23 protein-coding genes are annotated in these 25,895 nt (G+C 70.0%); 12 read left to right on the top strand and 11 right to left on the bottom strand.

Translation table 11 applies throughout. The annotated features are described in order from the left end of the window. Positions 1-35: 35 nt before the first annotated feature. Positions 36-860, top strand: coding sequence for a fumarylacetoacetate hydrolase family protein (locus KLK06_RS52795; RefSeq protein WP_214643446.1), 825 nt, complete (start codon positions 36-38; stop codon positions 858-860). 40 nt (positions 861-900) lie between these two features. On the opposite strand, the gene KLK06_RS52800 is transcribed toward KLK06_RS52795, so the two are convergent. Then, entirely contained in the window at positions 901-1,878 is a 978-nt protein-coding gene (locus tag KLK06_RS52800; protein WP_214643447.1) for an endo alpha-1,4 polygalactosaminidase, read from the bottom strand. A gap of 245 nt (positions 1,879-2,123) precedes the next feature. Here KLK06_RS52800 and KLK06_RS52805 point away from each other — a divergent pair, with 245 nt between their 5' ends. Genes KLK06_RS52805 through KLK06_RS52815 form a run of 3 tightly spaced genes read left to right on the top strand, consistent with a single transcriptional unit; the run spans position 2,124 to position 5,193 of the window. Then, the gene (locus KLK06_RS52805; RefSeq protein WP_214643448.1) at positions 2,124-3,449 is read left to right on the top strand and encodes an ABC transporter substrate-binding protein; all 1,326 of its coding nucleotides are present in this window, start codon (positions 2,124-2,126) and stop codon (positions 3,447-3,449) included. Then, on the top strand, positions 3,446-4,378 hold the full coding sequence (locus KLK06_RS52810) for a carbohydrate ABC transporter permease (protein ID WP_214643449.1): 933 nt from the start codon (positions 3,446-3,448) through the stop codon (positions 4,376-4,378). The genes KLK06_RS52805 and KLK06_RS52810 overlap by 4 nt, the downstream gene beginning before the upstream one ends. Beyond that, positions 4,375-5,193, top strand: coding sequence for a carbohydrate ABC transporter permease (locus KLK06_RS52815; RefSeq protein ID WP_214643450.1), 819 nt, complete (start codon positions 4,375-4,377; stop codon positions 5,191-5,193). Before KLK06_RS52810 ends, KLK06_RS52815 begins: the two co-directional genes overlap by 4 nt. Here the strand turns inward: KLK06_RS52815 and KLK06_RS52820 are convergent. Both KLK06_RS52820 and KLK06_RS52825 read right to left on the bottom strand, forming a co-directional pair. Beyond that, entirely contained in the window at positions 5,183-6,031 is an 849-nt protein-coding gene (locus KLK06_RS52820) for an SMP-30/gluconolactonase/LRE family protein (protein ID WP_214643451.1), read from the bottom strand. The genes KLK06_RS52815 and KLK06_RS52820 overlap by 11 nt on opposite strands. Before the next feature lie 58 nt (positions 6,032-6,089). Beyond that, positions 6,090-6,848: an IclR family transcriptional regulator gene (locus tag KLK06_RS52825; RefSeq protein WP_214643452.1), complete on the bottom strand. Its 759-nt coding sequence runs from the start codon at positions 6,846-6,848 to the stop codon at positions 6,090-6,092. 151 nt (positions 6,849-6,999) lie between these two features. Between KLK06_RS52825 and KLK06_RS52830 the strand changes: the two genes are divergently transcribed. Further along, the gene (locus tag KLK06_RS52830; protein WP_214643453.1) at positions 7,000-7,848 is read left to right on the top strand and encodes an alpha/beta fold hydrolase; all 849 of its coding nucleotides are present in this window, start codon (positions 7,000-7,002) and stop codon (positions 7,846-7,848) included. Here the strand turns inward: KLK06_RS52830 and KLK06_RS52835 are convergent. Then, positions 7,835-8,938: an exo-alpha-sialidase gene (locus KLK06_RS52835; RefSeq protein WP_214643454.1), complete on the bottom strand. Its 1,104-nt coding sequence runs from the start codon at positions 8,936-8,938 to the stop codon at positions 7,835-7,837. The two genes, KLK06_RS52830 and KLK06_RS52835, sit on opposite strands and share 14 nt — an antisense overlap. 383 nt (positions 8,939-9,321) lie before the next feature. Here KLK06_RS52835 and KLK06_RS52840 point away from each other — a divergent pair, with 383 nt between their 5' ends. Both KLK06_RS52840 and KLK06_RS52845 read left to right on the top strand, forming a co-directional pair. After that, the gene (locus KLK06_RS52840; RefSeq protein WP_214643455.1) at positions 9,322-10,152 is read left to right on the top strand and encodes a sulfotransferase; all 831 of its coding nucleotides are present in this window, start codon (positions 9,322-9,324) and stop codon (positions 10,150-10,152) included. Continuing rightward, positions 10,149-11,321 carry a glycosyltransferase family 4 protein gene (locus KLK06_RS52845; RefSeq protein ID WP_214643456.1) on the top strand — a complete coding sequence of 391 codons (1,173 nt, stop codon included), beginning with the start codon at positions 10,149-10,151 and terminating at the stop codon, positions 11,319-11,321. The genes KLK06_RS52840 and KLK06_RS52845 overlap by 4 nt, the downstream gene beginning before the upstream one ends. Here the strand turns inward: KLK06_RS52845 and KLK06_RS52850 are convergent. The 4 genes from KLK06_RS52850 to KLK06_RS52865 all read right to left on the bottom strand — a co-directional run bounded on the left by KLK06_RS52850 (position 11,318) and on the right by KLK06_RS52865 (position 14,415). Continuing rightward, the gene (locus tag KLK06_RS52850) at positions 11,318-11,722 is read right to left on the bottom strand and encodes a DUF1992 domain-containing protein (RefSeq protein ID WP_214643457.1); all 405 of its coding nucleotides are present in this window, start codon (positions 11,720-11,722) and stop codon (positions 11,318-11,320) included. The genes KLK06_RS52845 and KLK06_RS52850 overlap by 4 nt on opposite strands. 16 nt (positions 11,723-11,738) lie before the next feature. Then, positions 11,739-12,617, bottom strand: a complete 879-nt coding sequence (gene folP / locus KLK06_RS52855; RefSeq protein WP_308168878.1) for a dihydropteroate synthase — start codon at positions 12,615-12,617, stop codon at positions 11,739-11,741. Next, on the bottom strand, positions 12,614-13,627 hold the full coding sequence (locus KLK06_RS52860; RefSeq protein WP_214643458.1) for a phosphotransferase family protein: 1,014 nt from the start codon (positions 13,625-13,627) through the stop codon (positions 12,614-12,616). The genes folP and KLK06_RS52860 overlap by 4 nt, the downstream gene beginning before the upstream one ends. Before the next feature lie 170 nt (positions 13,628-13,797). Next, a complete protein-coding gene (locus tag KLK06_RS52865) occupies positions 13,798-14,415 on the bottom strand; it encodes a TetR/AcrR family transcriptional regulator (RefSeq protein ID WP_214643459.1) in 618 nt (205 codons plus the stop codon). A 59-nt stretch (positions 14,416-14,474) separates the two neighbouring features. On the opposite strand from KLK06_RS52865, the gene KLK06_RS52870 reads away from it, so the two are divergent. The 3 genes from KLK06_RS52870 (at position 14,475) to KLK06_RS52880 (ending at position 19,101) form a co-directional block, all read left to right on the top strand. Next, positions 14,475-16,613 carry a transglycosylase domain-containing protein gene (locus KLK06_RS52870; protein WP_308168879.1) on the top strand — a complete coding sequence of 713 codons (2,139 nt, stop codon included), beginning with the start codon at positions 14,475-14,477 and terminating at the stop codon, positions 16,611-16,613. 138 nt (positions 16,614-16,751) lie between these two features. Beyond that, positions 16,752-17,723, top strand: coding sequence for a LacI family DNA-binding transcriptional regulator (locus KLK06_RS52875; protein ID WP_214643461.1), 972 nt, complete (start codon positions 16,752-16,754; stop codon positions 17,721-17,723). Further along, positions 17,710-19,101, top strand: coding sequence for a serine/threonine-protein kinase (locus tag KLK06_RS52880; RefSeq protein ID WP_214643462.1), 1,392 nt, complete (start codon positions 17,710-17,712; stop codon positions 19,099-19,101). Before KLK06_RS52875 ends, KLK06_RS52880 begins: the two co-directional genes overlap by 14 nt. Positions 19,102-19,134: 33 nt before the next feature. On the opposite strand, the gene KLK06_RS52885 is transcribed toward KLK06_RS52880, so the two are convergent. Then, entirely contained in the window at positions 19,135-20,517 is a 1,383-nt protein-coding gene (locus KLK06_RS52885; RefSeq protein WP_214643463.1) for a cellulose binding domain-containing protein, read from the bottom strand. Between the two features lie 260 nt (positions 20,518-20,777). Here KLK06_RS52885 and KLK06_RS52890 point away from each other — a divergent pair, with 260 nt between their 5' ends. Together KLK06_RS52890 and KLK06_RS52895 are read left to right on the top strand one after the other, a co-directional pair. Continuing rightward, the gene (locus KLK06_RS52890; protein ID WP_214643464.1) at positions 20,778-21,839 is read left to right on the top strand and encodes a lytic polysaccharide monooxygenase; all 1,062 of its coding nucleotides are present in this window, start codon (positions 20,778-20,780) and stop codon (positions 21,837-21,839) included. A gap of 9 nt (positions 21,840-21,848) precedes the next feature. After that, a complete protein-coding gene (locus tag KLK06_RS52895) occupies positions 21,849-22,385 on the top strand; it encodes a hypothetical protein (RefSeq protein WP_214643465.1) in 537 nt (178 codons plus the stop codon). A 211-nt stretch (positions 22,386-22,596) separates the two neighbouring features. Here the strand turns inward: KLK06_RS52895 and KLK06_RS52900 are convergent, their stop codons facing one another. After that, positions 22,597-22,839, bottom strand: a complete 243-nt coding sequence (locus tag KLK06_RS52900) for a hypothetical protein (RefSeq protein WP_214643466.1) — start codon at positions 22,837-22,839, stop codon at positions 22,597-22,599. Positions 22,840-22,915: 76 nt separating this feature from the next. Continuing rightward, the gene (locus KLK06_RS52905; protein ID WP_214643492.1) at positions 22,916-25,825 is read right to left on the bottom strand and encodes a glycoside hydrolase family 48 protein; all 2,910 of its coding nucleotides are present in this window, start codon (positions 25,823-25,825) and stop codon (positions 22,916-22,918) included. Positions 25,826-25,895: the final 70 nt, after the last annotated feature.

A 25,895-nucleotide genomic window follows, 5' to 3' on the forward strand; every position in this document is an offset into this window, starting at 1 on the left:
GGAATCGCATTCTGTATAGCGGAATTGGAGTAGACATGAGACTCGGCACGGCACGGGTCGGTGAGACCCGGTTCGCCGCGGTGCAGCGCGATGAGCTCTGGTACGCCCTCGACGTCCCACCCGGCACCTCGATGCGAGCGGTACTGGCCGAGGGGCCCGATGAGATGCGGCGGCTTTCCGGTTCGGCGGCCCGGCCCCTGCCCGGCGCGGTGCCCGACGCGCCGGTGCGGCCCGGCAAGATCGTGGCGATCGGGCTCAACTACCTCGACCACATCCGCGAGGCCGGCATGGACAAGCCGGCGCGACCGCTGATGTTCGCGAAGTTCCCGTCCAGCGTGATCGGCCCCGGCGAGCCGATCGTCATCGACGGCGACCTGACCGAGCGGGTGGACTGGGAGGTCGAGCTGGCCGCCGTTATCGGGACGCCGCTGCGCCAGGCGAGCCCGCGGGAGGCCCTGGCGGGCGTGGCCGGTTACACCGTCGCCAACGACGTCTCGGCCCGCGACCTGCAGTTCGCCGACGGGCAGTGGACCCGCGGCAAGAGCCTGGACACCTTCTGCCCGCTGGGCCCGGCCATCGTGACGCCCGACGAGCTCGACGACCCGCAGTCGCTGCGGCTGTGGACGACCGTCAACGGCGAGACCGTGCAGGACTCCAGCACCGCCGAGATGCTCTTCGGCATCGCCGACCTGCTCGCCTACTGCTCGCGCGCGTTCACCCTCGATCCGGGCGACGTCGTGCTGACCGGTACGCCGTGGGGCTGCGGCGAGTTCATGGACCCGAGGCGCTCGCTCAACCCCGGCGACACCGTCGAGGTGGGCGTCGAGGGCATCGGCACGCTGGCCAACCCGGTGGTGTGAAACGGTGGCCCCGCTCTCGGCAGGGCCACCGCGCCTAGCGCTACCTACAGGGCTTGTAGGGCAGATCCTTGAGGGAGTAGTCGGTCGCCTTCTTGATGGCGTTGACGTTGAGCGTGGCCGCCTTGCCGCAGAAGCTGGACGGCGAGGTCAGGTACTCCACCTGGAACACCGGCTTGCCCGCCTGGATGAACGGGGTCAGCTCCCCGCACTCGTCGAACTCGAAGCACTGCTCGTTGACCGCGTAGTCGAAGTCGCCCACCAGGTCGGACACCTGGGTGAGGTCGTTCTTCAGCGCCACGGACAGGCCCTTGGCATGGCCGATGGCGGCCAGTGCCCGGTTGAAGATGAGCTGGGTGGCCGGGGAGACCGTCCAGCCGGTGACCGACTTGCCCTCTTCGTGGGCGTTCACCACGTCGAACTCGACGCCGTCGAACCCGGCCTGAACGCACTTGTCGACCCGGGCCGCCATCATCGTCAGCAGGAAGTCGCGCTGGCCCTGCTCGTTGTTGATGTTGGCCCAGCGCTCGTTCGGGAACTCGTCGCTGAACGGCTTGCCCAGCAGGATGTTGCCGTGGGCGTTGTCCCAGTCGACGAACGTCTGGTAGTCGGGCCGGAAGTCCTCGATCGACCCGGCGTCGACGTAGCAGATCGCCTTGGCGCCCCGCGCGTGGATGGCGGTGACGGCGGCGGTGTTGAGCGTGGAGTTGTTGCCCACCACGTCGGCGTCCGCGTAGAGGTCGATGTCGAACACCGTCGGCTTCACGCAGGCGCCGCCGGTCTGCGGGACCTGGCAGATGTCGACGTTGACGCCGCCGGTCGAGGGGTACGCGGAGTTGCCCTGGAGCTGGTACTGCCAGCGGCTCTGCAGCGGTGGCTGCCAGACCGCCGCGCGGGCGGCGGTCCCGGAGGCGGTGGCTGAGGCGTCGGCCGACGCGGCGGTGCCGAGGGCCATCACCGGGGCGATGACCAGGGCCGCAGCCACAGCGGACCGGGTGAAGAGCGATCGCATGTTGCCCATACACTCACCTTCTATTCCGAATAGCGGAATGGTATTCCGACAACAAGGAAATCGGGCAAAATCGTACCTTGTCAATCTTGTCTCGATATCGAGAATTCCGCATAAAAGGCATACAACGTCGAGCAAGCCGTCCTATCAGCGCTTTCCGCATAGCGGAATGCTAGTCTGTATCGTGGATAGGTGGCTATACTCACCGCACGCAGTGGGCCTCATGCCCGCCGTGCTCTGTGGAGGGAAAGAGCCCCATGGCACGCATCGTCTTCATCGGCGCCGGCCGCGCCGGAAACAGCAGAAACGTCCTGGCCGCCCTGGCGGCCGTCGCCCTGATCGCGACCGGCTGCGGCTCGGCCGCCAAGGAACAGGCAACCGGGCCGGTGCAGATCACCATCTGGCACGGCCAGACGGACGCCGCCGCCAAGTCGATCGAGAAGCTGGTGACCCAGTTCAACCAGGGCCACCCCGAGATCAAGGTGAACATCGAGCCAGGGGCCGCGACCGCCGACGGCATGCTGCCCAAGCTCACCGCCGCCCTCACCTCCGACGCCTATCCCGACATCGCCTACCTGTACGGCTCCTGGGCGCCCAACATCGCCAGGAACCCGAAGACGGCCGACCTCACGGAGTACACGAAGGACCCGGCCGTCGGCTGGGCGGACTTCTGGTCCAGCGAGCGGGCGGCGGCCACCGTCGAGGGCAAGGTCGTCGGCTTCCCCGCGGTGGTCGACAACATGGTGGTCCTCTACAACAAGAAGCTGCTGGCCAAGGCCGGGGTCGAGGCGCCGAAGCCCGACTGGACCTGGGACGACTTCCGGGCGATCGCCAAGAAGACCACCGACGCCGCGTCCGGCACCTTCGGCACCACCTGGGCGATCAGCGGCGGCGAGGAGGCCGTCTGGGGCCTGTGGCCGCTGATCTGGCAGGCGGGCGGCGACGTGCTCTCTCCCGACAGGAAGAAGGCCGTCTTCAACTCCGCCGCCGGGCAGCAGGCGCTCGGCCTGCTACGCGGCATGGCGATCGACGACAAGTCGCTCTACCTCGACTCCAGCCCGGCCGAGAAGGGTCAGAAGCTGTTCGAGTCGGGACGGCTCGGGATGTTCCTGTCCGGCCCGTGGGTGCTGCCCGACCTGCAGAGCGCCAAGGTCGACTACGGCGTGGCCCAGCTCCCCGGCACGAACGGCAACCACGAGACGGTCTCGGGACCCGACAACTGGGTGGTGTTCAAGCACGACGAGCGGCGCGTCAAGGCCGCCGCCACGTTCCTGACCTGGCTGACCGCGGCCGACCAGCAGATCGAATGGATGAAGGACACCGGCTCGCTGCCCATCCGCGAGTCCATCGCCAAGCTGCCCGGTTACCAGGACTACCTCAAGAAATATCCGGGAATCGAGGTGATCTCCGCCAACCTGGCCAACGCCAAGCGGGTCCGGCCGCCGACGACCAGATATCCGCGGGTGTCGGCCTTCGTGGCCGAGGCCATCGCGCAGGCCCTGCTCGGCAAGGCCGACGCCAAGACCGCCCTGGACGAGGCGGCGGCCAAGGCCGACGCGGCGCTCGCCGTACCAGGGTCATGAACAGCACCGCGCCGGCCCTGAGCCAGGCGGCCGCCGGTCACCGGCAGCCGCGTGACCGCCGCAAGCTCGCCGACAACGTCGCCGGCTGGTCCTTCGCGGGCCCCGCCTCGCTGATCATCCTCGGCTTCTCGCTGATCCCCATGGTGTGGGCGCTCGCGCTGTCCTTCACCGACTCCGACCTGCAGTCCCCGGGACAGAACGTGGGGCTGGCGAACTACCGGGCGCTGGTCGCGGACCCGGTCTTCTTCCAGGCGCTGCGCAACACCGGGCTGCTCGTCGTGCTCTACATCCCGGCGTCGCTGATCGCGGGCCTGCTCGTGGCGGTGCTGCTGAACAGGAAGGTACGCGGGATCGGGTTCTACCGGACCTGCTTCCTGGTGCCCTACATCGCCTCGGCGACCTCGGCCGGGCTGCTGATGGGCTACATCTTCGACCGCGACTTCGGGATGATGAACGGGCTGCTCGTCAAGCTCGGGCTGCCGATGCAGGGGTTGCTGAGCAGCCCCTCGCAGGCCATGTACGTGCTCACGCTGATCTTCTTCTGGACCCGGTTCGGGTTCGCGGTGGTGATCTACCTGGCCGCGATCCAGGAGATCAACAAGGAGATCCTGGAGGCGGCCTCGATCGACGGGGCGAGCCGGTGGACCACGTTCCGGCACATCATCGTGCCGTCCGTACGGCCGATGACGGTCTTCCTCACGGTCTGGGGCGTGATCGACGCGCTGCAGTTCTTCGACCTGGTCATGACCACGACCAAGGGCGGACCGGCCAACGCGACCGTGACGATCGTCTACTACATCTGGCAGCTCGCCTTCACCTACTTCACCGCCGGGTACGGCGCGGCCGTGGCGTACGTGCTGTTCGTCGGCACCCTCGTGCTGATCGTCGCCGGCTTCCTGATCGCCCGCAGGAAGGGGGTCATGGCGTGAAAAAGCTGCGTCTGCCCAGCAAGTGGCATCTGGTGCTGCTGCCGATGTCCGTGGTGACCGTGCTGCCGTTCGTCTGGATGATCCTCAGCTCGGTGATGACCCAGGGCGAGCTCAACCGGTTCCCGCCGCCGTTCTGGCCGGAGGGCATCGACCTGGGTGGCTACCGCACGGTGCTCAACGGCTCGAACTTCCCCCGCTGGTTCCTCAACAGCGTGATCGTGTCGGGCGCCATCGTGCTGGCCCAGCTCGCGCTCTGCAGCCTGGCGGGCTACGCGTTCGCCCGGATCAGGTTCGTCGGCTCCCGGATCACGCTGGTCCTGGTCATCGCCACCGCGCTGATCCCCTTCCAGCTCACGGTGATCCCCACGTTCCTGATCTTCAACAAGGTCGGGCTGACCGACACGCTGGGCGCGCTCATCGTGCCGCAGCTCAGCTCGGCGGTCGGCATCTTCCTGATGACGTCGTTCTTCCAGTCGTTCCCGAGGGAGCTGGAGGAGGCCGCGCGGATCGACGGCTGCTCGCGCTTCGCGGTGTTCTTCAAGGTGGTGCTCCCGGTGGCCAGGCCGGCGCTGGCCGCGCTAGCCGTGATCACGTTCATCACCGCCTGGAACGATCTTTTCTGGCCGGTGGTGGTGATCAACTCGGACGCCAACTACACCGTGCAGGTGGGGTTGACGTCGTTCCAGGGCCAGCATCGGGCCGACTGGCCGGCGATCATGGCGGGCACGGTGCTGACGACGCTGCCGGTGCTGGCCGTGTTCCTGTTCGGCCAGCGCCGGTTCGTCCAGGCGCTGACCGGGGCGGTCAAGGGCTGAGGTCGCGGTACGGGTTGGCGGGCAGGCCGGTGAACGAGGTGCGCCGGCGCCACAGCTCGCCGCCCGTGCTGCCGTCCCACGCGGTGGTGACGTACAGGATGTCGAGGTCGGGGCCGCCGAAGGCGCAGCTCGTCACGTTGGTGGCGGGCACCTCGACCGTCAGGTCGAGCCGGCCGTCGGGCCGCAGGCGGACGACCTTGCTGCCGCCCCACAGCGCCACCCACACGTGGCCCGACGCGTCGACCGTGAGGCCGTCGGGCTGCGGGAGCACCGCGAACATCCGGCGGTCGGCGATCTCGCCGGTCGCCGGGTCGTAGTCGAAGACGTCCACCCGGTCGGTGACCGTGTCGACGTAGTAGAGCAGCCGTTCGTCGGGGCTCCACGCGACGCCGTTGGAGATCGAGACGCCGTCGACGACCCGCTCGCTGCGCCGGTCGGGGCCGAGGCGGTAGAGCGCGCCCGCGCCGGGAGTGTCGTCCTGGGCCATGGTCCCGGCGAAGAAACGGCCCGCGCGGTCGCACGCGCCGTCGTTCATCCGGTTCCCCGGCCGCTCGGCCGCCGTCACGGGCGCGACGACGGTCAGCTCCCCATCGTGTACGGCGAAGCCCTCGCTGACGGCGAGCGCCAGCCCACCGGAGGCCCGCGGAACCGCCACGCCCACCGGCTGCCCCACGTCGATCGACTCATGTGAGCCGTCGGCGGGGTCGAGCCGGTGCACCAGGCCGGCGGGGATGTCCACCCACAGCAGCGTCCCCGTCCGCTCGTCCCAGCGCGCCCCCTCACCCAGCCGCGCGTGCGGTACGGGCACGACCTCCATCGCCACTCCTTTGTTCCGCATGTCAGAACGTCATTCCAGGCTCTCAGCAGATCATCAGGAAGATCGGACTGTCAACCCGTCAGACCTGCTCGGCGACCGCCCGCCGCAGGTTGTGGCCCACCTCTTCCAGCCGGGCCGGCGACATCCTGTCCTTGATCGCGGTCACGCTCACCGCGGCGACCGGAGCCGTCCGCCCCAGGAAGACCGGGGCGGCCACGCAGCGCACGCCGGGCTCGTTCTCCTCCAGATCGAGCGCGTAGCCGCGCTGCCGGACCTGGTCAAGGTGGGTGGCCAGCTTGGCCGGGTTCGTGATCGTGTTGCGGGTCCTGGTCGCCAGCGGGCCGTAGCGCTCCGCCCACGCCTTGATCGCCTCGTCGGTCGGGTAGGTCCAGGCCAGCAGCGCCTTGCCCACGCCCGTGCAGTGGGCCGCGTTGCGCCCGCCGACCACGGAGGTCATCGTGATCGACCGCACCGCCTCGACCTTGTCGAGGTAGACGACCTCGCCGCCGTCCAGCATGGCCATGTGCACCGTCTCGGCGAACTCGTCGCTCAGGCGCAGCAGCAACGGGCGCACCAGCGTGCGCAGATCCATGGTCTCGTAGAACCTGAAGGCCGTGGCGAGCATCTCGGTGCCGAGGAAGTACGGCCCGCTGGGCTCCGGCTGCGCGGCGAACCCGCGGTGCTTGAGCGCGCCGAGCAGCCGGTGGAGCGAGCTCTTCGGCAGGCCGAGCCGGGTGGCCAGCTCGTCGAGCGTCACCCCCCGGCTGTGCTTGCCGATCTCCTGGAGGATCAGCAGGGCGCGGTCGACGCTTCCCACCGGTGACTGGGTCTCGGCCATGAGTACTCCTAGCAAATTCCGAATAATGGAATGCTTGAGCGTACTGCGGAATCAGCCCATCGTCCAAGTCCGCCGTGGCATCTCCTTACGGCATAAGCTATTGTACGACCAGCATTGGTTTACAGCGTATGGAGTTAGAAGGAGAGCCCCGATGCCCGAGGCGAAACTGCACGACGGAAGCACCATCGAGCTGGCGGTCCACGGCCAGGGCCCGACGCTGCTGCTGCCGGTCAACCCGGTGCCGGTCGAAGGCGCCCAGGCCGACGCGATGCGCGAGTGGGGCGTCGACCCCGCACTCGGCCGGTCCCTCATCGACGGCCTGGCGGACGCCTTCAGGGTGGTCGCCTTCGACTACGAGGGCCACGTCATGTCCACCCCCAAGCCGGACACCCTGACCCCGGCCAACATCGCCGCCGACCTGCTCGCGGTGGCCGACGCCGTGGACGCGGCCCGGTTCACCTACTACGGCTACTCCTGGCTCGCGCTCAGCGGGTTGCAGCTCGCGATCAGGACCGACCGGCTGTCGGCGCTCGTCATGGGCGGCTTCCCGCCGCTCGGCGGACCGTACGCGGAGATGCTCCGCGTGACCATGGCCACCCACGAGATGTCCGGCCAGAGCCCCGCGCCACAACAGAAGAAGGAGCCGACGGAGGCCTACGACTGGGACTCCGTCGAGGTCACCCTGACGGAGGCCCAGACCCGGCAGTTCGTCACGCTCTACGAGGGACTGCGGGGTTTCGACGACCGGGCGGCGCAGACGGGCCTGAGCTGCCCCCGCCTGTGCTTCGCGGGCTCGGCCGACAAGATCGAGTACAGCGAGCGGTGGGGCGGCGTGACCGTGGACATCGCCGGACCGATCCTCAGCAGGCGGGCCGAGCTCGAATCGCTCGGCTGGGAGGTGCGCGTGCTCGACGGCCTCGACCACACGCAGGCGATGCAGGCCCCCAACGTCCTGCCGATCCTGCGGCCCTGGCTCGAGAGCCGGGTCACGGGGTCGTGAGCTCGCCGACGGGGACGCGGCGGAAGGCGATGGTGGAGTAGGGGCTGGTATCACCCGTCTCGTACAGCAGTCCGACCGTGTCCGCGTCCACCCTGACCAGGTCCGAGTAGGCCGCGGGCAGGCCTGACACCGTGTGCACGGCCCGCCAGGTGACACCGCCGTCCGTGCTCGCCCGCACCGTCATCACGGCCCTGGCGTCAGGCGCCCCTGGGGCGGAGAACAGCAGGATGTCCGGCTCGTCCCATTGCAGCACGCTGCCCTCCACGACCGGGCAGACCAGCCCGGCCTGCGGGCGGAACGGGACGTCGAGCGTCTGACCGCCGTCGGCCGAGTAGGCGTCGGCCCGGTTGCCGGGAGCGGTGGAGTCGGTGCGGGAGTTGACGTAGACCCGGCCGTCCGGCAGCTCGGTGGCCGTCGACTCGTTGATGTTGAGGTAGCCGTCGGGGTTGTCGTCGACGTACCCGATGCGCCACGAGGCGCCGCCGTCGTCGCTCAGCAGGGCGTGACCGCCGTTGTACTTGCCCTCCGTGCCGTTGTCGGCGCCGGTCGGAGACAGGGAGTGGTTGGCGGGGACCACGATGCGGCCCGCGTGCGGCCCGCGCCCGAGTTCGAGCGCGTGGCCGGGGCCGGTGGCGTACCAGCGCCACTTCGGCCGCTTCACGCTGGAGGTGATCTCGCGGGGCGCCGACCAGGTGAGGCCGTCGTCGTCGCTCGACTGGACGTACACGCGGCGGCCGTCGGCGGCGGCGACCTGGCCGCGCCTGATCTTCTCCTCGGTGGCCGCGGGCCCGTTGCGCACGAACACCAGGACGATCCGCCCGTCGCGGGTCACGACGGGGGCGGGGTTGCCCGCGGTGCCCCGGTGCGGTTCCGCGGCGACCACCCGCGGCCCGTCCCACGTGGCACCGCCGTCGGCCGACCTCTTGAGCACGATGTCGATATGGCCCGAGTCTCCGGCCGAGCCGTGCCGCCCCTCGGCGAACGCCAGGATCGTGCCTGCCCGGGTCACCACCGCCGCCGGGATCCGGAACGTGTGGTAGCCGTCGATGCCCGCCCGGTAGGGCACCGATGTGGGGTAATCGCGCGCCATCGGGTTCCTCCTCGTCCGCCTGCGCGGGTCCCGCCCGCGGATGCGACCCTATGGCGCGTACGTACGCTCGCCGAGCCCGCTCACCTGCCCGCCCACAGGAGTTAACGCGCTCTTCACCACCCCGCCCACCGCACGAGCACACCGCATAAAGACCACCGGCCCGGTGCCCGCGGTGCGGACATCGGGCCGGTATTGGCCGCCGGACGTTCAGTCGTCCCAGAGGGACCCGCCGGCGTCGCTGCGGTTAGGGCCGGATCAGCGATCTTGCTCGACTATAAGTAATAGTCGATTCCCTGTCAGGAAACGACACGCCCATGCCCACGTAGCTCGCTGAGCGCCCGCTGCCAGCCAATTGCCAGGAACGCTGGGTAACCTCCAAGCGCATGACCTGGCAGCACAAGTTCAACGAGGCGCTCGGCAAATACGCCGGCGTCCAGTTCTCGCGGGTCAGAAAGGCGGCTCCGGAGAGCCCGGCGAGGCCGCCCGCCGACCCCGCCGACAGGCTGTTGAGCGAGCCGGTGTTCATCCTGTCGCCGGTCAGGTCGGGCTCCACCCTGCTGCGCTCGATGCTCGACGCTCACTCCCTGATCCACGCCCCGCACGAGCTGCACGTGCGCCGGCTCGCGGTCGAGTTCGGGACGTCGCTGGCGGAGCGGTCGATGACGGCGCTCGGTCACAACCGGTGCGATCTTGAGCATCTGCTCTGGGACCGGGTGCTCCACCGCGAGCTGGTCCGCAGCGGCAAGCGGCACATCGTGGACAAGACCCCGGCCAACGCCTTCGCCTACCAGCGCATCGCCATCTGCTGGCCCGACGCGCGCTTCATCTTCCTGCTGCGCCATCCCGCCTCCATCGCCGCCTCCTGGTACGAGGCCGACCCGGACAAACGCGACCGCGAACAGGCCGCGGCCGACGCCCTGCGCTACATGAAGGCGGTCCAGCGGGCCAGGAAGGGCCTCACCGGCCTGACCGTGCGCTATGAGGACCTGACCGCGGACCCCGAGCGCGAGACGAGATCCATCTGCGAGTTCCTGAGCGTCCCCTGGGAGCAGGAGATGCTCGCCTACGGCCGGCCCGGCGTGCTCAAGAAGGGTCTCGGGGACTGGCAGGACAAGATCCGCTCCGGCAGCGTGCAGCCGGGCCGCGACCTTCCCGCACCTGAGGAGGTGCCCGAGACGCTCCGCGCCATGTGCCGGAGCTGGGGATATTCATGAAGATCCGTTATCTACTGCTGCATGCCTATGGTCAGGGCGGCACCATCCGCACCGTGATCACCCAGGCCAACGCGATGGCCGCGCTCGGGCACGAGGTGGAGATCGCCAGTGCCGTGCGGCGCAAGGACAAGCCGCGGTTCCACGTCGACCCCCGGGTGACGCTGGTGCCCCTGGCCGACCAGCGTGACGGCGTCCCGGCCGACTCGCTGGGCCGCAAGCTGTGGCGGAGGATGCGCGGCAAGATCGTGCCCTTCGGGGAGTTCGCCGCCGACTACTTCACCGAACGCGTGGAGAAGGCGGTCATCGACTACGTCTCGGGCCTCGAAGGCGGCATCCTGGTCACGACCCGGCCCGCGCTCAACCTGATCTCCGCCCGCCGTACCCCCAAGAGCGTCATATGCGTCGCCCAGGACCACATGAACCTCGGCGCCTACCCCGACACGATCAAGCGGGAGATCGCCCGCTACTACGGCCGGTTCGACGCGATCGTCGTGCTGACCAAGACGAACCAGGTCGAGTACCGCATCCTGCTGCCCGGCACGCCCATCGTGCGCATCCCCAACGCGGTGCACGCGACGGGGCAGGTCTCCAAGCAGGTGAACCCGGTCGTGGTGGCGGCCGGGCGGCTGGTCAAGCAGAAGGGCTTCGACCTGCTCATCCCGGCCTTCCAGAAGGCGGCGGAGCGGCATCCCGACTGGCGGCTGCGCGTCTACGGCGGCGGCCCCAGGAAGGCCGAGCTCGGCGCGCTCATCTCCGAGCTCGGTCTGGAGGACCGGGTGCAGCTGATGGGCCGGACGGATCGCATGGACGAGAAGCTGGCCGGCGCGTCGATCTATGCGCTCTCGTCCCGCTTCGAGGGGCTGCCGATGGTGATGATCGAGGCGATGGGGCACGGGCTGCCGGTCGCCGCGTTCGACTGCCCCACCGGGCCCGCCGACGTGCTCACCTCGGGCAAGGACGGGCTGCTGGTGCCGTCAGAGGACATCGGCGGACTGGCCCGCGCCCTCGACCGGCTGATGTCCGACAAGGCGCTGCGGCTGCGGATGGGCGCGGCGGCCAGGCGGACGGCCGGGAACTACGAGGCCGACTCGGTGATGCCCTTATGGGAGGACCTGTTCGCCGAGTTGCTGAGCCGCGAGCCCATCAACGACAGCTACTGGACCCGCTAACGGCCCTGACGGTCCCGCCACTCGGAGACGACGCGCTCGACGTCGTAGGGCATCAGGTTGAGCGGCGGGCCCTGCAGTCCGGTCCTGATGGCCTCGCGGATCCTGGCGTTGATCTCCTCGACGATCCGCCGCGCCTCGGTCTCCGACCTGGCGCCCGCGGCTTCGGCGAGCGCCTCCTCCGCGGCCTTGCGCAGGGCGAGCGTCGGGGGCAGCGGCATCGACAGGCCCTCGCTGCGCACCTTCTGCTTGATCCACCACATCTCGTCGTACGGCTTGTCGAGATCGGGAAGGGGTTTGCCCGCACCGGGCAGATTGTCGAACTCGCCGCGCTCGGTCGCCTCGCGGATCTGCCGGTCGATCCACGACTCAAAGCTCATCCCGCCCGGTTTGCGCTCTGTCATGTGAGGCCCTCCACCTTCACAGATTATGCCGGGGCGCGATCGGCGCGCGCCAGCCGAGGATGGCCTCGGTCATCCGCACGGCCGCGACCGTGGCGGGCACGTCGTGCACGCGGAGGATCCGGGCGCCCCGCAGGACGGCGATCACGTTCGCGGCGATCGTGCCCTCCGTCCGCTCGTCCTGCGGGCGGCCGAGGGTCTCGCCGATGAAGTCCTTGTTCGACAGGGCGACCAGGGTCGGATAGCCGATCGAGGTGATCTCGTCGAGCCTGCGCGTGAGCTCCAGCGAGTGGAAGGTGTTCTTGTTCAGGTCGTGCCCGGGATCGATGATGATCCGCTCAGTGTGGATGCCGGCGTCGAGCGCGAACCGCACGCGCTCGCGCAGGAAGGCCGCGACCTCCGCCACGACGTCGCCGTACGACGGCCTGGCGACCGCCTTCCCCGGGCCCCCGAGGCTGTGGGTCACGATCACGGTCGCGCCGCTCTCCGCCGCGACCCGCGCCATGCCGGGCCCGCGCAGCCCGTTGGTGTCGTTGATGACGTCGGCGCCGGCCGCCAGGGCCGCCTGCGCCACTTCGGCCCGGTGGGTGTCGACCGAGATGACGGCGTCCGTCACACCCCGGATCTCGGCGATGACGGGGACCACCCGGTCGATCTCCTCGCCGACGCCGATGCCGTTCTGATCCGCGCTGAACGCGAACCCACCGACGTCCACCCAGTCGGCGCCCGCCGCGACCGCCGCCCGCGCCGCCTCGACGGCTCTGGCCAGCTCGAACGTCCGGCCCTTGTCGTGGAAGGAGTCGGGCGTCCTGTTCACGATCGCCATGATGGCCACCTGGCGCGCGAAGTCGAACTCGCGGCGGCCGATGCGCCGGACCGGGATGAGGATGTCGCTCACGTTGATGCACTCTCCAGGAGATTCGCCCAGCGATCGATGGATCGTACGATCACGGGCAGCACCTTGGCCGCCTCCGCGAGCCGGGCCACCGCCTCGGCACGCACGGACGGTTTCACCACGTCGCCCCGGCCGGGCGGGCCGGCGAGCGCCAGGTTGTAAGCGGCCCACTCCAGCATGCCGCGCAGCAGCCCGGTGAACGCGACCGCCTCGGCCGTCCCCACCTGGCCGCCCCGCTCGGCGTAGGCGGACACGGCGGCCTCGATCAGCGCCGGCTCGGGCTCGTCGTCGCCGAGACTGGTGCAGGCCAGCAGGAACGCGAAGTGGACGAGCTCCCACCAGGGCACCTCCGGCCCGGCGAGGTCGAAGTCGATCAACGCCGGGCCCCGGCCGGTGAGCAGGATGTTCCTGAAGCTGATGTCGCGATGGCAGAGCACGAAGCCGGGGGCGGTCGCCAGGCCCGCCTCGACGATCGCGGTCCCCTCCTCGACCGCGGCCAGGAGCCGCCCGGCCGGCACGGGCCCGATGACGGCCGCCGCCCGCCCGAGCCGCTCCCGCCACTCGGGCAGGTCGCGCAGCGAATAGCCCCGTCCCTGGTCGACGGCGGCGGGCGGGACGGCCGCGGCCATCGCCGCGACGCTCTCTCCCAGCCACTCGGCCAGCCACTTGTCGGCTGGAATGCACGGCTGCCGGCCCGGCGTCCACTCGCTCACCCGCACGTACTCGGATCCGCCGGGGACGGCCGCCCAGTAGCCGGCGGACTCGCCCCGGGGTTCCAGCGGGCGCGCCACGCGGACGCCGGCCGACAGCGCGGCCCGCTCCAGGTCACCCGAGTCCCGCATGGCCGCGAACTCCCAAGGCTCCGCCGCCCTGGCGGCCTTGACCACCCATCGGCCGGTCCCGGTGTCGAGCCTCCAGGCGCCCGCCGTGCCGTTGCCCACCAGCGGCACGGGCTCGGAGCGCGGCTCGCCGAGGTCGAACAGCCGGGCCACGAGCGCCGCGTCTATCGCCATTCCCCCAGTATCAAGCCTCTGCTGTCACACGCGGACCCGGGACATGCCCATGCGGCGCGCGGCGGTGGGCGGCACTTTCAGAATCTTCGAAATACTCGACAAAGCCCGCCTGATCACCCCAAACTTTCTGGCAGGGGAGCTCGCGACGGGGGCCGTCACCGCCGCTCCCATCAGGTCGGCCGAGGCCCACTCTCCCAAACGGCGGTGGCCCCCGTGGACAGCGCGGTGGCCTCCATGGTCTTGGTCACCAGCGCGTCCACCAGCCAGGCGAAGCTCTCGTCCACCGAGACCCGCACCGCGAACAGCCCGGCCGCCTCCAGCGCGCAGAACCCCTGGACCGCGCTGCGGATGCCCCGGGCGGCGTGTACGCGGGCGGCTCCGGTCAGCGAGCCGACCGCCAGGATGTCGGTGGTGACGGCCGCCGCCTCGTCGGCGGCGATGCGTACCTCATCGTCGTCGTAGCCGTCCACCGCGAAGGTGGTGGCCGCGTACAGGGCCGGGTGCTCGCGTGCATATGCTCGCTGGGCGTGGGCAAGAGCACGCAAGGCATCGGCCCCCGACCGGCCGGTGGCGGCGCGGCGGCAGCGGTCGGCGAGGTCGCGATGGCCCTTGACGGACAGGGCGATCCGCAGGTCACGCAGCCCGCCGGGCAGGTGGACGTACAAGCTGGGCGCCGCCACGCCCAGGTGCCGGGCCAGGGCGCTGATGGACAGCGCGTCGATGCCGTGCTCGTCGGCAAAGGCGATCGCGCCGTCTATCGTCGTTTGCCGCGTTAGTCTCTTACGCATCGTCCGCCCCGCTACCTAATGCCTATAGGATGAATCCTAATAGCAATAGGGGGATCGACGTGATTACCAGGAGTATCGCGCGTCTTGCCGGAGCGGGAGCGGCCGCGGGTGTGCTGGTGGCCGCCATCGCCCTGCCTGCCGTGGGGGGCGCGGGGGCGCTGTTCAAGACCGCTTCCGCGGAGCTCAATCTCAAGGCCGCGGATCTCCTGGAGCCTCCGCCCGCTGAGAAGACCGAGATCCTGGACGCCAAGGGCAACGAGATCGCCCAGTTCTACGAGCAGTATCGCGACGTCATCAAGCTCGCCGACATGGGTGACGTCATGAAGAAGGCGATCATCTCGATCGAGGACTACCGGTTCTACGAACACGGCCCGATCGACATCGAGGGCACGATCCGCGCCCTGGCGAAGAACCTGGGGACCGGCCGGGTCGCACAGGGCGGCTCCAGCATCACCCAGCAGTACGTCAAGCAGGTGCTGCTCAACAACGCCACCACCGAGGAAGACAAGAACAAGGCGCTGGAGGCCACCTACGGCCGCAAGCTCAACGAGCTGCGCTACGCGATGGCGATCGAGGAGAAGTACACCAAGGACCAGATCCTTGAGAAATACCTGAACATCGCCTACTTCGGGGCGAGCGCCTACGGGGTGGAGGCCGCGGCCAAGCGGTTCTTCGGCGTGCACGCCTCCGAGCTCAGCCTTGCGCAGGCCGCCACCCTGGCCGGAGCTGTGCAGGACCCCAACCAGACCGACCCCAACCTCGGCAAGAAATACCGGCAGCGCCTGCTGGACCGGCGCAACGTCGTCCTCGCCCGGATGGCCGAGCTGGGCAAGATCACCCCGGCGGAGGCCGAGGAGGCCAAGGCCAAGAAGCTCGGTTACAAGGGCACCCCGCTGCCCGGCGGCTGCGAGGCCAGCAAGTACCCCTACTTCTGCGTGTATGTACGCAACGAGATCATCAAGAACCCGATCTTCGGCAAGACGAAGAAGATCCGCACCGCGCTGCTCAGCCGGGGCGGCCTGCAGATCAAGACCACGATCGACCCCAAGATGCAGGCGGCGGCCGACAAGGCCATCAAGAAGCACGTCTTCGCCACCGACAACCCGATCGCCAGCGAGGCCCTGATCCAGCCGGGCACCGGGGCGATCAAGGCGATGGCGGTCAGCAGGCAGTACGGCACGTCCAAGCGGAAGCACCAACTGTCGCTCAACGTGGTGGCCGACGTGGCCCACGGCGGCGGCACCGGCTTCCAGCCCGGTTCGACCTTCAAGACGTTCACCCTGATCACCGCCCTCAAGAAGGGCATGAAGATCAACGACGGCTTCACCGTCGGCAGCGGCTACCGGGCCCCCTACTACTCCTCGTTCAAGAACTGCAAGGGCGAGAACATCGGCGACCCGTCACACACCGTCACCAACGACGAGGGCGGCACCGGCTTCAAGTCACTGCAGACCGGCACCTGGGGCTCGGTCAACACCTTCTTCCTGACGCTGGAGCAGCGCGTCGGTCTCTGCGACACCATCAAGACCGCCCAGTCGCTGGGCATCAAGCGGGCAGACGGCGGCCCGCTGCAGGAATACGAGACCTTCACGCTCGGGATCAACGAGATGGACCCGATCACGGTCGCGAACGCCTACGCCGCCATCGGGGCCCGCGGCAAGTACTGCGCGCCGATGGCCGTCACCCAGATCACCGACCGCGACGGCAAGGTCAAGAAGTACGACCCCACGTGCCGCCAGGCGCTCGACCCCGAGGTCGCGGACGCCACGGCGAACGTCCTGAGCGGGGTGTTCACCAAGGGCACGATGCGAGGAGTCGGCGGCATCGGCCGGCCCGCCGCAGGCAAGACCGGCACCACCGACGCCCAGGCCACCGCGTGGTTCGCCGGGTTCACCCCCGACCTGGCCGGCGCGGTGAGCATCGGCGACATCCGGGGCGCCCAGAAGTACAAGCTCAACAACGTCACCATCGGTGGTCGATACTTCGGCGAGGTGTTCGGCGCGAGCGTGCCGGGGCCGATCTGGAAGGACACCATGCTGGTGGCGCTGAAGGACATCGATCCCACCCCGTTCGAGCCGATCAACTCCGCTCGCTTCGGCGGCTGCGGTCAGGGCTGCGCTCCCGTACGGCAGACGCCGGACGACGACACCGAGACGGACCCGCAGAACCCCGTCATCGACGACACCCTCCCCCACTAGCCGATATGGCGTTCCGAGACCCGCGCGCACCCCGTGCTCGCGGGTCTCGTGCTGACAACACTGTCAAATCGCCCTGTTAACAGCGGCGAAACATTGGTAACGTGGGAGCGCTCCCAGGATCTTCCGCGAGGTGCTCCCATGTCTGAGCAGCCCACACTGGCACAGGTAGCGGCCGAAGCGGGGGTATCGCCCGCGACGGCTTCCAGGGTCCTCACCGGCTCCGTACGGGTCAGCACCTCGACCCGCCGGCAGGTCTACGACGCGGTGTCCCGCATGGGATACGTGCGCCATCGCGCACCCAGGGGATCGGTGGCCAGAGGACCGGCCGCCGGGGTCACGGCGGTGGTCTGCGACCACTTACCCCGCCTGTTCTCCGAGCCCTACTACGCCAGGCTGCTGTCGGCCGCCGGTGCCGTACTGGCCGAGGACGGCACGCAGCTCATGGTGACGACGGTGACCCCGACCGCGTCCACGCTCCCCGAACTGGGCGGAGCGGTGCTCCTCATCGGCGCCAGGGAACGCCATCCCCTGGCCATCAAGCTCTGTACGTCGGGCGTGCCGGTGCGGAACATCGGCCGCCCCCCACACGACCTCAAGCTGCCCTACGTCGACGTGGACAACCTGGACGGGGGCCGGCAAGCCGCCGAGCACCTGCTGCTGTCGGGCCGCCGGGCGATCGCCGCCATCGGCGGCCCGCCGTCCCTGCCGGGGGCACGAGATCGGCTCGAAGGGCTGGCGCGTACGCTGCGCGCCGCCGGAGCGACGGAGGTGCCCGTCGCCTACGGGGACTTCACCGCCGCCTCCGGCACGCACGCCATGCAGTGGCTGCTGCGCCACGCCCCCGGACTCGACGCGGTCTTCGCCGCCTCCGACCTGATGGCCGCCGGCGCGATCCAGGCCCTGCGCCGCGCCGGTCGCCGGGTCCCCGCGGACGTAGCGGTGATCGGCTTCGACGACGCCCCCGTCGCCCGGCGTACCGTTCCGGCGCTGACCACGGTCCGGCAGCCGGTCGAGGAGCTCGCGATGGTCGCCACCCGGCTGCTGCTGGCCGGGACGACCGGCATCGACCCCGTCCTCCCCACGGAACTGGTCATCCGTGAGTCGGCTTGACCCGGGGGACGTCCTGGCCCGCCGATACCTGCTGCTGGACCCCCTCGCCCACGGCGGCATGTCGGTGATCTGGCGGGCCTTCGACCAGTCGTTGCACCGGCTGGTCGCGGTCAAGGTGCTGACCGCCTCGCTCCAGGCCGGACTCGGCGAGCGCGTCCGCGTACGCAGTGAGGCCCGGGCCGCCGCCCGGTTCCTCCACCCGGACGTGATCGAGATCTACGACTACGGCGAGACCGTGACGGAGGACGGCGAGGTGGCGGCCTACGTGGTGATGCCGCTGCTCGACGGCACCACGCTCGGCGAGCGCATCGCCGAGGGGCCGCTGCCCTGGACCGAGGCCGCCGCCATCGCCCTGCGGCTGGCGCGGGCGCTGCGCGACGGGCACGCCCGCGGCCTGGTCCACCGGGACGTCACCGCCGACAACGTGCTGCTCACCGCGTCCGGGCCCAAGCTGCTCGACTTCGGGATCGCGGCCTCGCCCGGCGACCCCGACGACGACCGGGGCACCCCGCCCTACGTCGCCCCCGAACGGCTGGCCGGCGCGCCCACCCACCCGGCGGTCGACGTGTACGCGCTCGGGGTGCTGCTGTTCGCCATGCTCACCGGTCGTACGCCCTACCCGGAGACCACCTGGGAGCAGATCGAGGCCGCCCACCGTACGTCGCCGCCACCGCGGGTGACCGGCGCGCCGCACGGCATCGCCACGCTGTGCCGGAACTGCCTGGCGCACGACCCCGCGCGGCGGCCGACGGCGGCGGAGATCGCGGACTCCCTGGCCACCGCGCTCGCGGGCGCCGCGCTCGGCCGGCAGGTACGGCGCGGCCTCGCCGTCGCCGGAGCGGGCGTGATCGCGCTGTCCTCGCTGCTGTGGCTCAACGGCCCGATCGGCCTGCCCACGCCACCGTCGCCGTCCGCCGGGATCCCGGTCACCCCCCGCTCCTCCACCGACGCCACGGCCACCCTCCGGCGCTCCCCCGGGACCACGACCGGCCCCCGGCTGTCCGCCGACACCACGACCGGCCCGCAGCTCTCCACCGACGCCACGGCCACCACGCGACCGTCCGACGCTACCGCCGTCACCACGGCCACCACGCGACCGTCCGGCCGGCGCTCGGCCACGATCCGGCAGGCGGTGGACGGGTTCCACGGAACGCTGGCGGGCGGCGAAGCGTGCCGGGCCACCGACCAGGACGTCACGCTGGACCTTCAGCAGATCCTGCGGCGCGTGCTCGACACTCCCGGCCCCATCGGACCGGGCATGGCGGAGCTGAAGCGCAAACTCGCCGACCGCGAGCGCGAAGGCCGCCTCACGCCGGCCTGCCGTACGGAGCTCCAGGCCCGCCTGGACGAGATCGCCACCGCCCACGGCCCAGAGTGAGGGGTACGGCCGGGCCGTACCCCTCGTGCGCGGTCAGCCGCAGCCGTACCCCGACGGCACCTGCGTGTTCCCGTCGGGCCGGCTCGCCTGGAAGCCGAAGGCGGTGCTCCCGCCGGGCGCCAGCGTGCCGTTGTGCGACAGGTTCCTGGCTGTCACGGTCTGCCCGCTGACCGTGAGGCTCGCGCTCCAGAAGCCCGTGACGGTGTGCCCGGCGGGCAGCGTGAACGTGACCGTCCAGCCGCTCTTCGCGGCCGTGCCGGTGTTGGTCACGGTCACGGGCTGCACCACGTAGCCGCTCCCCCAGGCGTTCTGTACGGTCGCGACGGCCGAGCAGCCGCCCCCACCACCACCGGACAGGGTGGTCACGCTGACCGTGCCCGACTCCTGCGACACGTTGTTCGCGCCGTCCCGGGCCCGCACCTGATAGCGGTAGGTCGTGCTCGGGCTCAGGCCGCTGTCGGCGTAGGAGGTGGTGGTGCTCGTGCCGACCGTGGCGAAGGCGCCGGTGCCGGTCGCCCGCAGGATGTCGTACCCGGCGAGCCCGCTGCCGCCGGAGTCGGTGGCGGCGGTCCACGACAGGTTCGTGCCGCTCGACGTGGTGCCCGACGCCGTCAGGCCGGACGGCGCGGTCGGCGGCGTCGTGTCGGTGCCGCCTCCCGAGGTGGTGTACGAGAACGCGTTGACCGCCAGCCCCGTCCCGCCGACCCAGGGCTCGAATCCGGCCTGCACGCTGGTCAGGTACCACGTCCGCTGGGCGTACCCCCGGCTGACCGCGTCGGCGTAGAAGGTGTCGATGGCGAAGTCGAGCGAGGACGTCGCCGAGGTGCGGACGTAGGAGATCACGTTCCAGCCGGTGTTGCCGAACCAGACCTGCCAGGTGCCGCCGGCCAGGCTCACGGTGCCGACGGGCGAGCCGACCGGCTGGATGGAGCCCTGCTTGTTGAGCCAGACCATGATCTCGGCCCCGGTGTTCTGCCCGTCGGTGCGCGGGGTCGGGTCGAACCAGAGGTCGTAGGCCGCGTCCCAGGTGCCCGCGCTCGGGTAGCTCATGCTGACGCTGGTCCGCAGATTGCCGAAGCCGCTCGCGCTGGCCTGCATGGGCAGACCGCTCCCGGTCGTACAGGCGGCGTAGTGGCAGCCGGCGTAGATCGCCGGGTAGGAGGCGGGCGCCCCGTTGGTGGGTTTGTTGTGGGCCGCCTGGGTGACGGTGAGACCGCCGTTCTGGTTGACGTCGATGCACTGGGCCGTGTCGGCGCCCCAGAGGTTGTTCATGACGATGTACCGGCCGCTCTGGATGGTGGCCGACCCCCACTTCTCGCAGATCACCGGAGCGGCGTGGGCCGGCACGGCGAACAGTCCCGCGGCGATGATCGAGCCGATCGCGGCGATGATCAGGTGGATGTGGACGCGCCTCATGGCATGTTGCTCCCGTTCTCTGACCAAGGAGAGTTGGGAGCGCTCCCACCTCGCAGCATCACGGCTCGGGCAGACCCACGGCAAGCACGGGCACACGCCGAGTGGCATCCCTGTACGGGCGACCAGGCATGCCACCGGCGTGCGGCGGTGAAAGTTTCACGCCGCGTTGCCGGGTCAGGGGCCGCGTGCTTCAATCCGGTTAGCTGCCGGGCGGGCAGGTCGTGGGCGGGGTCTCTGTCGCACCGAACAAGGGATTCCCCATGAGATTCATCCGGTCGGCGGCCTTCGCCGCCGCTCTGGTCGCGACGCTGCTCGCCTCCGCCCTGGTGGCTCCCCAGGCGCAGGCGCACGGTGTCACGATGTTCCCCGGCGCCCGTACGTTCCTGTGCTGGCAGGACGGGCTCAGGGAGAACGGCCAGATCATCTCCTACAACCCGGCCTGCGCGGCGGCCGTCGCGCAGAGCGGCGCCACGCCTCTGTACAACTGGTTCGCCGTGCTCCGTTCCGACGCCGCCGGCCGCACCACGGGCTTCATCCCCGATGGGCAACTGTGCAGCGGCGGCACCGGCGGCCCGTACGACTTCACCGCCTACAACGCCGTCCGCTCCGACTGGCCGCAGACCCACCTGACCTCGGGCGCGTCCATCACCATGCGCCACAGCAACTGGGCCGAGCACCCCGGCACGTTCTACTACTACGTCACCAAGAACGGCTGGAACCCGGACGCCGCGCTCAAGTGGTCCGATCTGGAGTCGTTCGGCAGCGTCACCAACCCGCCGAAGACCGGCGGGCCCGGCGCGCTCAACTACTACTACTGGAACGCCCAGCTCCCGTCCGGCAAGACCGGCCGGCACATCATCTACACCCGCTGGGTCCGCTCCGACAGCAACGAGAACTTCTTCAGCTGCGCCGACGTCGTCTTCGACGGCGGCAACGGCCAGGTCACCGGCGTGGGCCCGGGCAGCGGGAGCGGCACCCCCACGCCGACCATCACTCCGACCCCGGTTCCCGGCGCCTGCGCGGCGACCTGGAGCGCGGCCGACAACCCCGGCTGGCCGGGGCACTTCCAGGCCACCGTGACCGTCAAGAACACCGCCACCAGCACGATCAACGGCTGGACCGTCAAGTGGACCTACACCGGAGGACAGGCCTTCGACGGGTCCCCATGGAACGGCGTGCTGACCGGGCAACCGCCCAACGTCGCGGTCACCAACGCCTCCTACAACGGGCAGCTCGCGGCGAACGCGACCACCTCGTTCGGGTTCAACGCCACGGGCACCGCCCCCAACCCCGCACCCACGCTGACCTGCACCTCCCCGTAGGTCACGCGCATGCTGGAAGAGGTCAGGACGAGAAGGGCCGCGGCGATCGCCGTCGTGGCCCTGATCCCCGTCGCCGGCGTGGCGCTGTTCGTGGGGATGCACCAGGTGGGGCGGTCCGAGCTGCGCGCTCAGCTCGGCGCTCAGGTGACGGACATTCTTGAGAAATCCACACCGACCGAGCACCACGAACACGGGCACGAGTTCGGCGAGCAGGCGGGCCGCGTCGTGTGCGCGGTCGACCCGTTCGGCTACGACCCGGCGGACGCGACCACGATGGCGCAGGTGAAGTGGGTCTATGCCCGCCACATGTGCGCCATCACCGGTCCGGGGACCGGGTGGGCGATGTCGGTGCGCGCCTCGGGCCCGATCGCCGTCCGGCTCGGCGATCCACCTCTGGTACGGGTGCCCACGCCGGGCGCCGGTTACCCCGAGCGGGTCCGGCAGGTGATACCCGAGCGGTATCACGAAGAGGCGTTCGGCGAGTTCGCCGACGACGACGCGATCGAGGCGGCCCGCCGGAGGTTCGCCCTGGTGGCGGCCCGATGAGCGGCGTCGCCTCACATGCGGACGCGGCCGGCAGGGCAGTTGGTCTCGCGGCCGGCCGCGTCCACGCCATCCGGGCGGGATGGTGTCATGGAACGGTTGCGTCAGTGACGGTTGAGCACCACCTCCTCATCTACCGGTCGATGTCTACCGGTCGATTCGCGGGCGTTGACCGGCCGGTGTGGCGAGGTCGCCGCACCGGCCGGTCCGGGGGTCATTTCGCGCGGGTGTAGCCGGACGGCACGGTCGTCTGGCCGTTCGGGCGGCCGGCCTGGAAGCCGCAGGCGGTGCTCGCGTTCAGCCCGTAGGCGGTCGCGGGGGTCAGCCCGGTCAGCGTGATCGAGTTGGTCGCCGACCGGCCGAGCAGCGTGCCCGGCGCCCGGTAGACGTCGTACCCGGTCACCCGCACGTTGTCGGTGCAGGCGGTCCGGTTCATCGCCGCGAGCCGTGTTCTCATGGGCGGCCTTTCGATGGGGACCCGCCCCGCCGACGTGGCAGGACGCGGCGAGGCGGGGCGATCATGGAGCGACGGCTCAGGGGAAGAGCCGTCCGTACTCGGCCAGGGCCACGGCAACGTCCACCTGCGCCCAGAACCGGTGGTAGTTGAAGACGGGGGCCGGCCCCGTGCCCTTGATGAAGGCGTCGACCCTCGCGTAGTCGGGGTCGTTCTTGTAGAAGGACCTGATCGACAGGAACGTCGAGCTGGCGTTGATCGGGTCGCCGTTCGGCATGGTGCCGCTCCACCCGGGCGGGACGTACACCGGGTCACCGACGCGCTTGTAGTCCGTCTTGGTCTCCGGCACCGACACACCCTTGGCGTCGCGGTACTTCCAGACGCCGTCGAGCAGCGCCTTGGCCGTGGTCCTGGCCGCCGTGTGGTTGGCCTTGGCCGCGTAGTACATCAGGGCCTTGGCGTAGGAGCCGGTCACGCCGACGTCCTGGGTGTAGTCCACGACGCTCACGTGCAGGCCCGGGTTGGCGGCGGGCATGCCGCTCGCCGAGCTGAAGTCGCCCGCGGGCTGACCGGTCCAGCGCAGCGTGGACGGGATCTGGTACGTGCCGTCCGCGTTGATCGTGGTGTTGGCCAGCGACCAGGTGACCCACTTGTCGAGCAGCGCCTTCGCGTTGGCGTCGCCGGTGGCGTAGTAGTACTCGGCCACCCGCTCCATCGTCCACGCCTGGAAGCCGAACCACTGGTTGGACGGCGGGTCGTGGTAGACGGGCTGCCAGTCATAGGTCATGCCGAAGAACTTGGGCAGACCGGTCGGCGGGGTCCCGTAGTGGCCTTCCCAGCTGTTGGTCGCGCCGCCGGCGATGGCGCCCTCGGCCGACTGCAGCCAGGTGTAGAACTGGAGCTGGCGGGTCAGGCTGGTGCTCCAGTCGGTGACGCCGGTCGCGCTCTTGGGCTTGAGCTCGGTGACGTTCGACAGGGCCCAGGCGGCCAGCGGGTTCTGGTAGCCGGAGTGGTTGTGGCTGGAGCCGATGCGCCAGGCCCAGCCGGCGCTCGCGTCGGTCGCGCCGCCCCACGCGTAGTACCACGAGAGCAGGTAGTTGGAGGCGTCCTTGCCGGTGCCCGCCGCGCAGGACGGACTGGTGCAGCCGGGCTTCTTGAAGTACTTGTCGTACATCGAGTACCGCAGGTAGTCGCCCATCTTCGCGGCCTTGGTGACCGACGCCGAGATCTGCGACTCCTTGCCCTGCGCCTTGGCCCAGGTCTGCGCCCAGTACGCCGCCTGGACGGCCCGCGCGTCGGCGTCGGGGGCATTGGTGTACTTCCACTGCTTGGCGTACGAGCTGTCCTTGACGAACAGGTCGAGGTAGCCGTTGGGCCCGCCATGCGTGAACATGTCGCAGGACGGCTGCGGGATCGTCTCGAAGACCGACTCCTCGGGGCCGCGCTGGTAGGTGTTGATGTAGGCGGGCTTGGTGGTGCCGTCGCCGCAGCGGCCGAAGCCGTAGGTGTTGTCGACGTCGAGCAGCCAGTGCATGCCGTAGATGTCACCGGTGCCGTACGCGGTCTTCAGCTCGTTGGCGATCGGGTCGCTGCCCACGCTCACGCTGGTGTCCAGCGGTGAGGGGTAGTTGCTGATCGAGGTGGACTCGGGGATGTACGTGGCCGGCTTCGACGGGGTGTAGAACGAGTTGGTCGGCTGGTCGGCCGTGGCCGGGATGATGTACTTCTCCATCGTGGCCCAGGCGGTGTTGAACTTGGCCCAGTCACCGGTGATCTGCCCGTAGACCGCCTCCAGCCACAGGTAGTAGCTGAACGCCTCCGACGTGGTCTCGTGCCCCTGGTCGGGCGCCTCGACCATGAAGGTCTCCAGCGAATGGTACGGCACGCCCTCGGGCGAGAAGTAGCCGTTGGCCGGGTCGTGCAGCTCGTTGTAGAGCTCGGTGAACCGCCTGACGTACTCGTTGTCGCCGCCCGGCAGGTCGTTGTCGGCCTCGGTGGCGGCGACCGCGACCGAGGCGTAGCCGGTGGCGCTCACCGTGAACGTGGCGGAGCCGGCGGTCGTGTCGGTGTCGTCGGCGGCGGCCAGCGTGACGTTCTGCGCGGTGTTCCAGTTGGCGGTGGTGAAGGTCAGGCTGCCGCCCGAGGAGACCGTGAGGTCGGTGTCACCGCTGGTCCGCGCGGTGGCGACGGTCACGTTGCCGGTGGGCGCCCGCGACAGCCGGACGCCGAACGCCGCGGTGCCCGTCTCCGGCACGGACAGACTCGTCGGGCTCACCACGAGCGCCGGCGTGGAGTCGGCCGTCACGGTGATCCCGACGGGCGCGGAGGTGGTGGTCGCACCGAGGTTGTCGGTGGCCCTGGCGGTGATCGAGTAGCTGCCCGCGGGCACGTTCGTCCAGCTGTAGGCGTACGGCGCGGCGGTGTCGCTGTTCAGCAGCGTGGTGCCCTGGTAGAAGTCGACCTTGGCGATCGAGCCGCCGGCGTCCGCGGCGGTCGCGGCGAGCGGCACCGTGGCGGGCGCCACGAACGTCTGCCCGGCGGTCGGCGAGGTCAGCGCCACGGTCGGCGGCTGGTTGGCGCCCGTGCAGGTGATCCCGTTGACGGTGAACGCGGTCGGCTTGGGGTTGGTGCCGCTCCACGTGCCGTTGAAGCCGATGTTGGTGGAGGCGCCGGTGGCGAGGTTGCCGTTCCAGTCGAGGTTCTTGGCGGTGACGGCCTGGGCGGTCTGCGCCCAGGTGGCGCTCCAGCCCTGGGTGAGCTTCTGGGTGGTCGTCGGGAAGCTGAAGCCGAGCGTCCAGCCGTTGATCGGGTCACCTACGTTCTTGATGGTGACACTGGCGGTGAAGCCGCCCGACCAGTCGTTGGTGGTGTACGTCACCTCACAGGCGACGGCCGCGCTGGCGGGCGCGGCGGTCAGCGCGGTGGTCACCCCGGCTATGAGGACAAGGACGAAAGCCGGTGCGAGCCGCCTTCTCAGGCGCGCGAGCATTGTGTACGACACGAGGTCTCCATGGGAGTAGTGGATGGGAGCGCTCCCAAAGTGGATTGTGGGTGGCGGT

Origin of the sequence: Nonomuraea sp. NEAU-A123 (assembly GCF_018603905.1) — a bacterium.
Lineage (GTDB): Bacteria > Actinomycetota > Actinomycetes > Streptosporangiales > Streptosporangiaceae > Nonomuraea.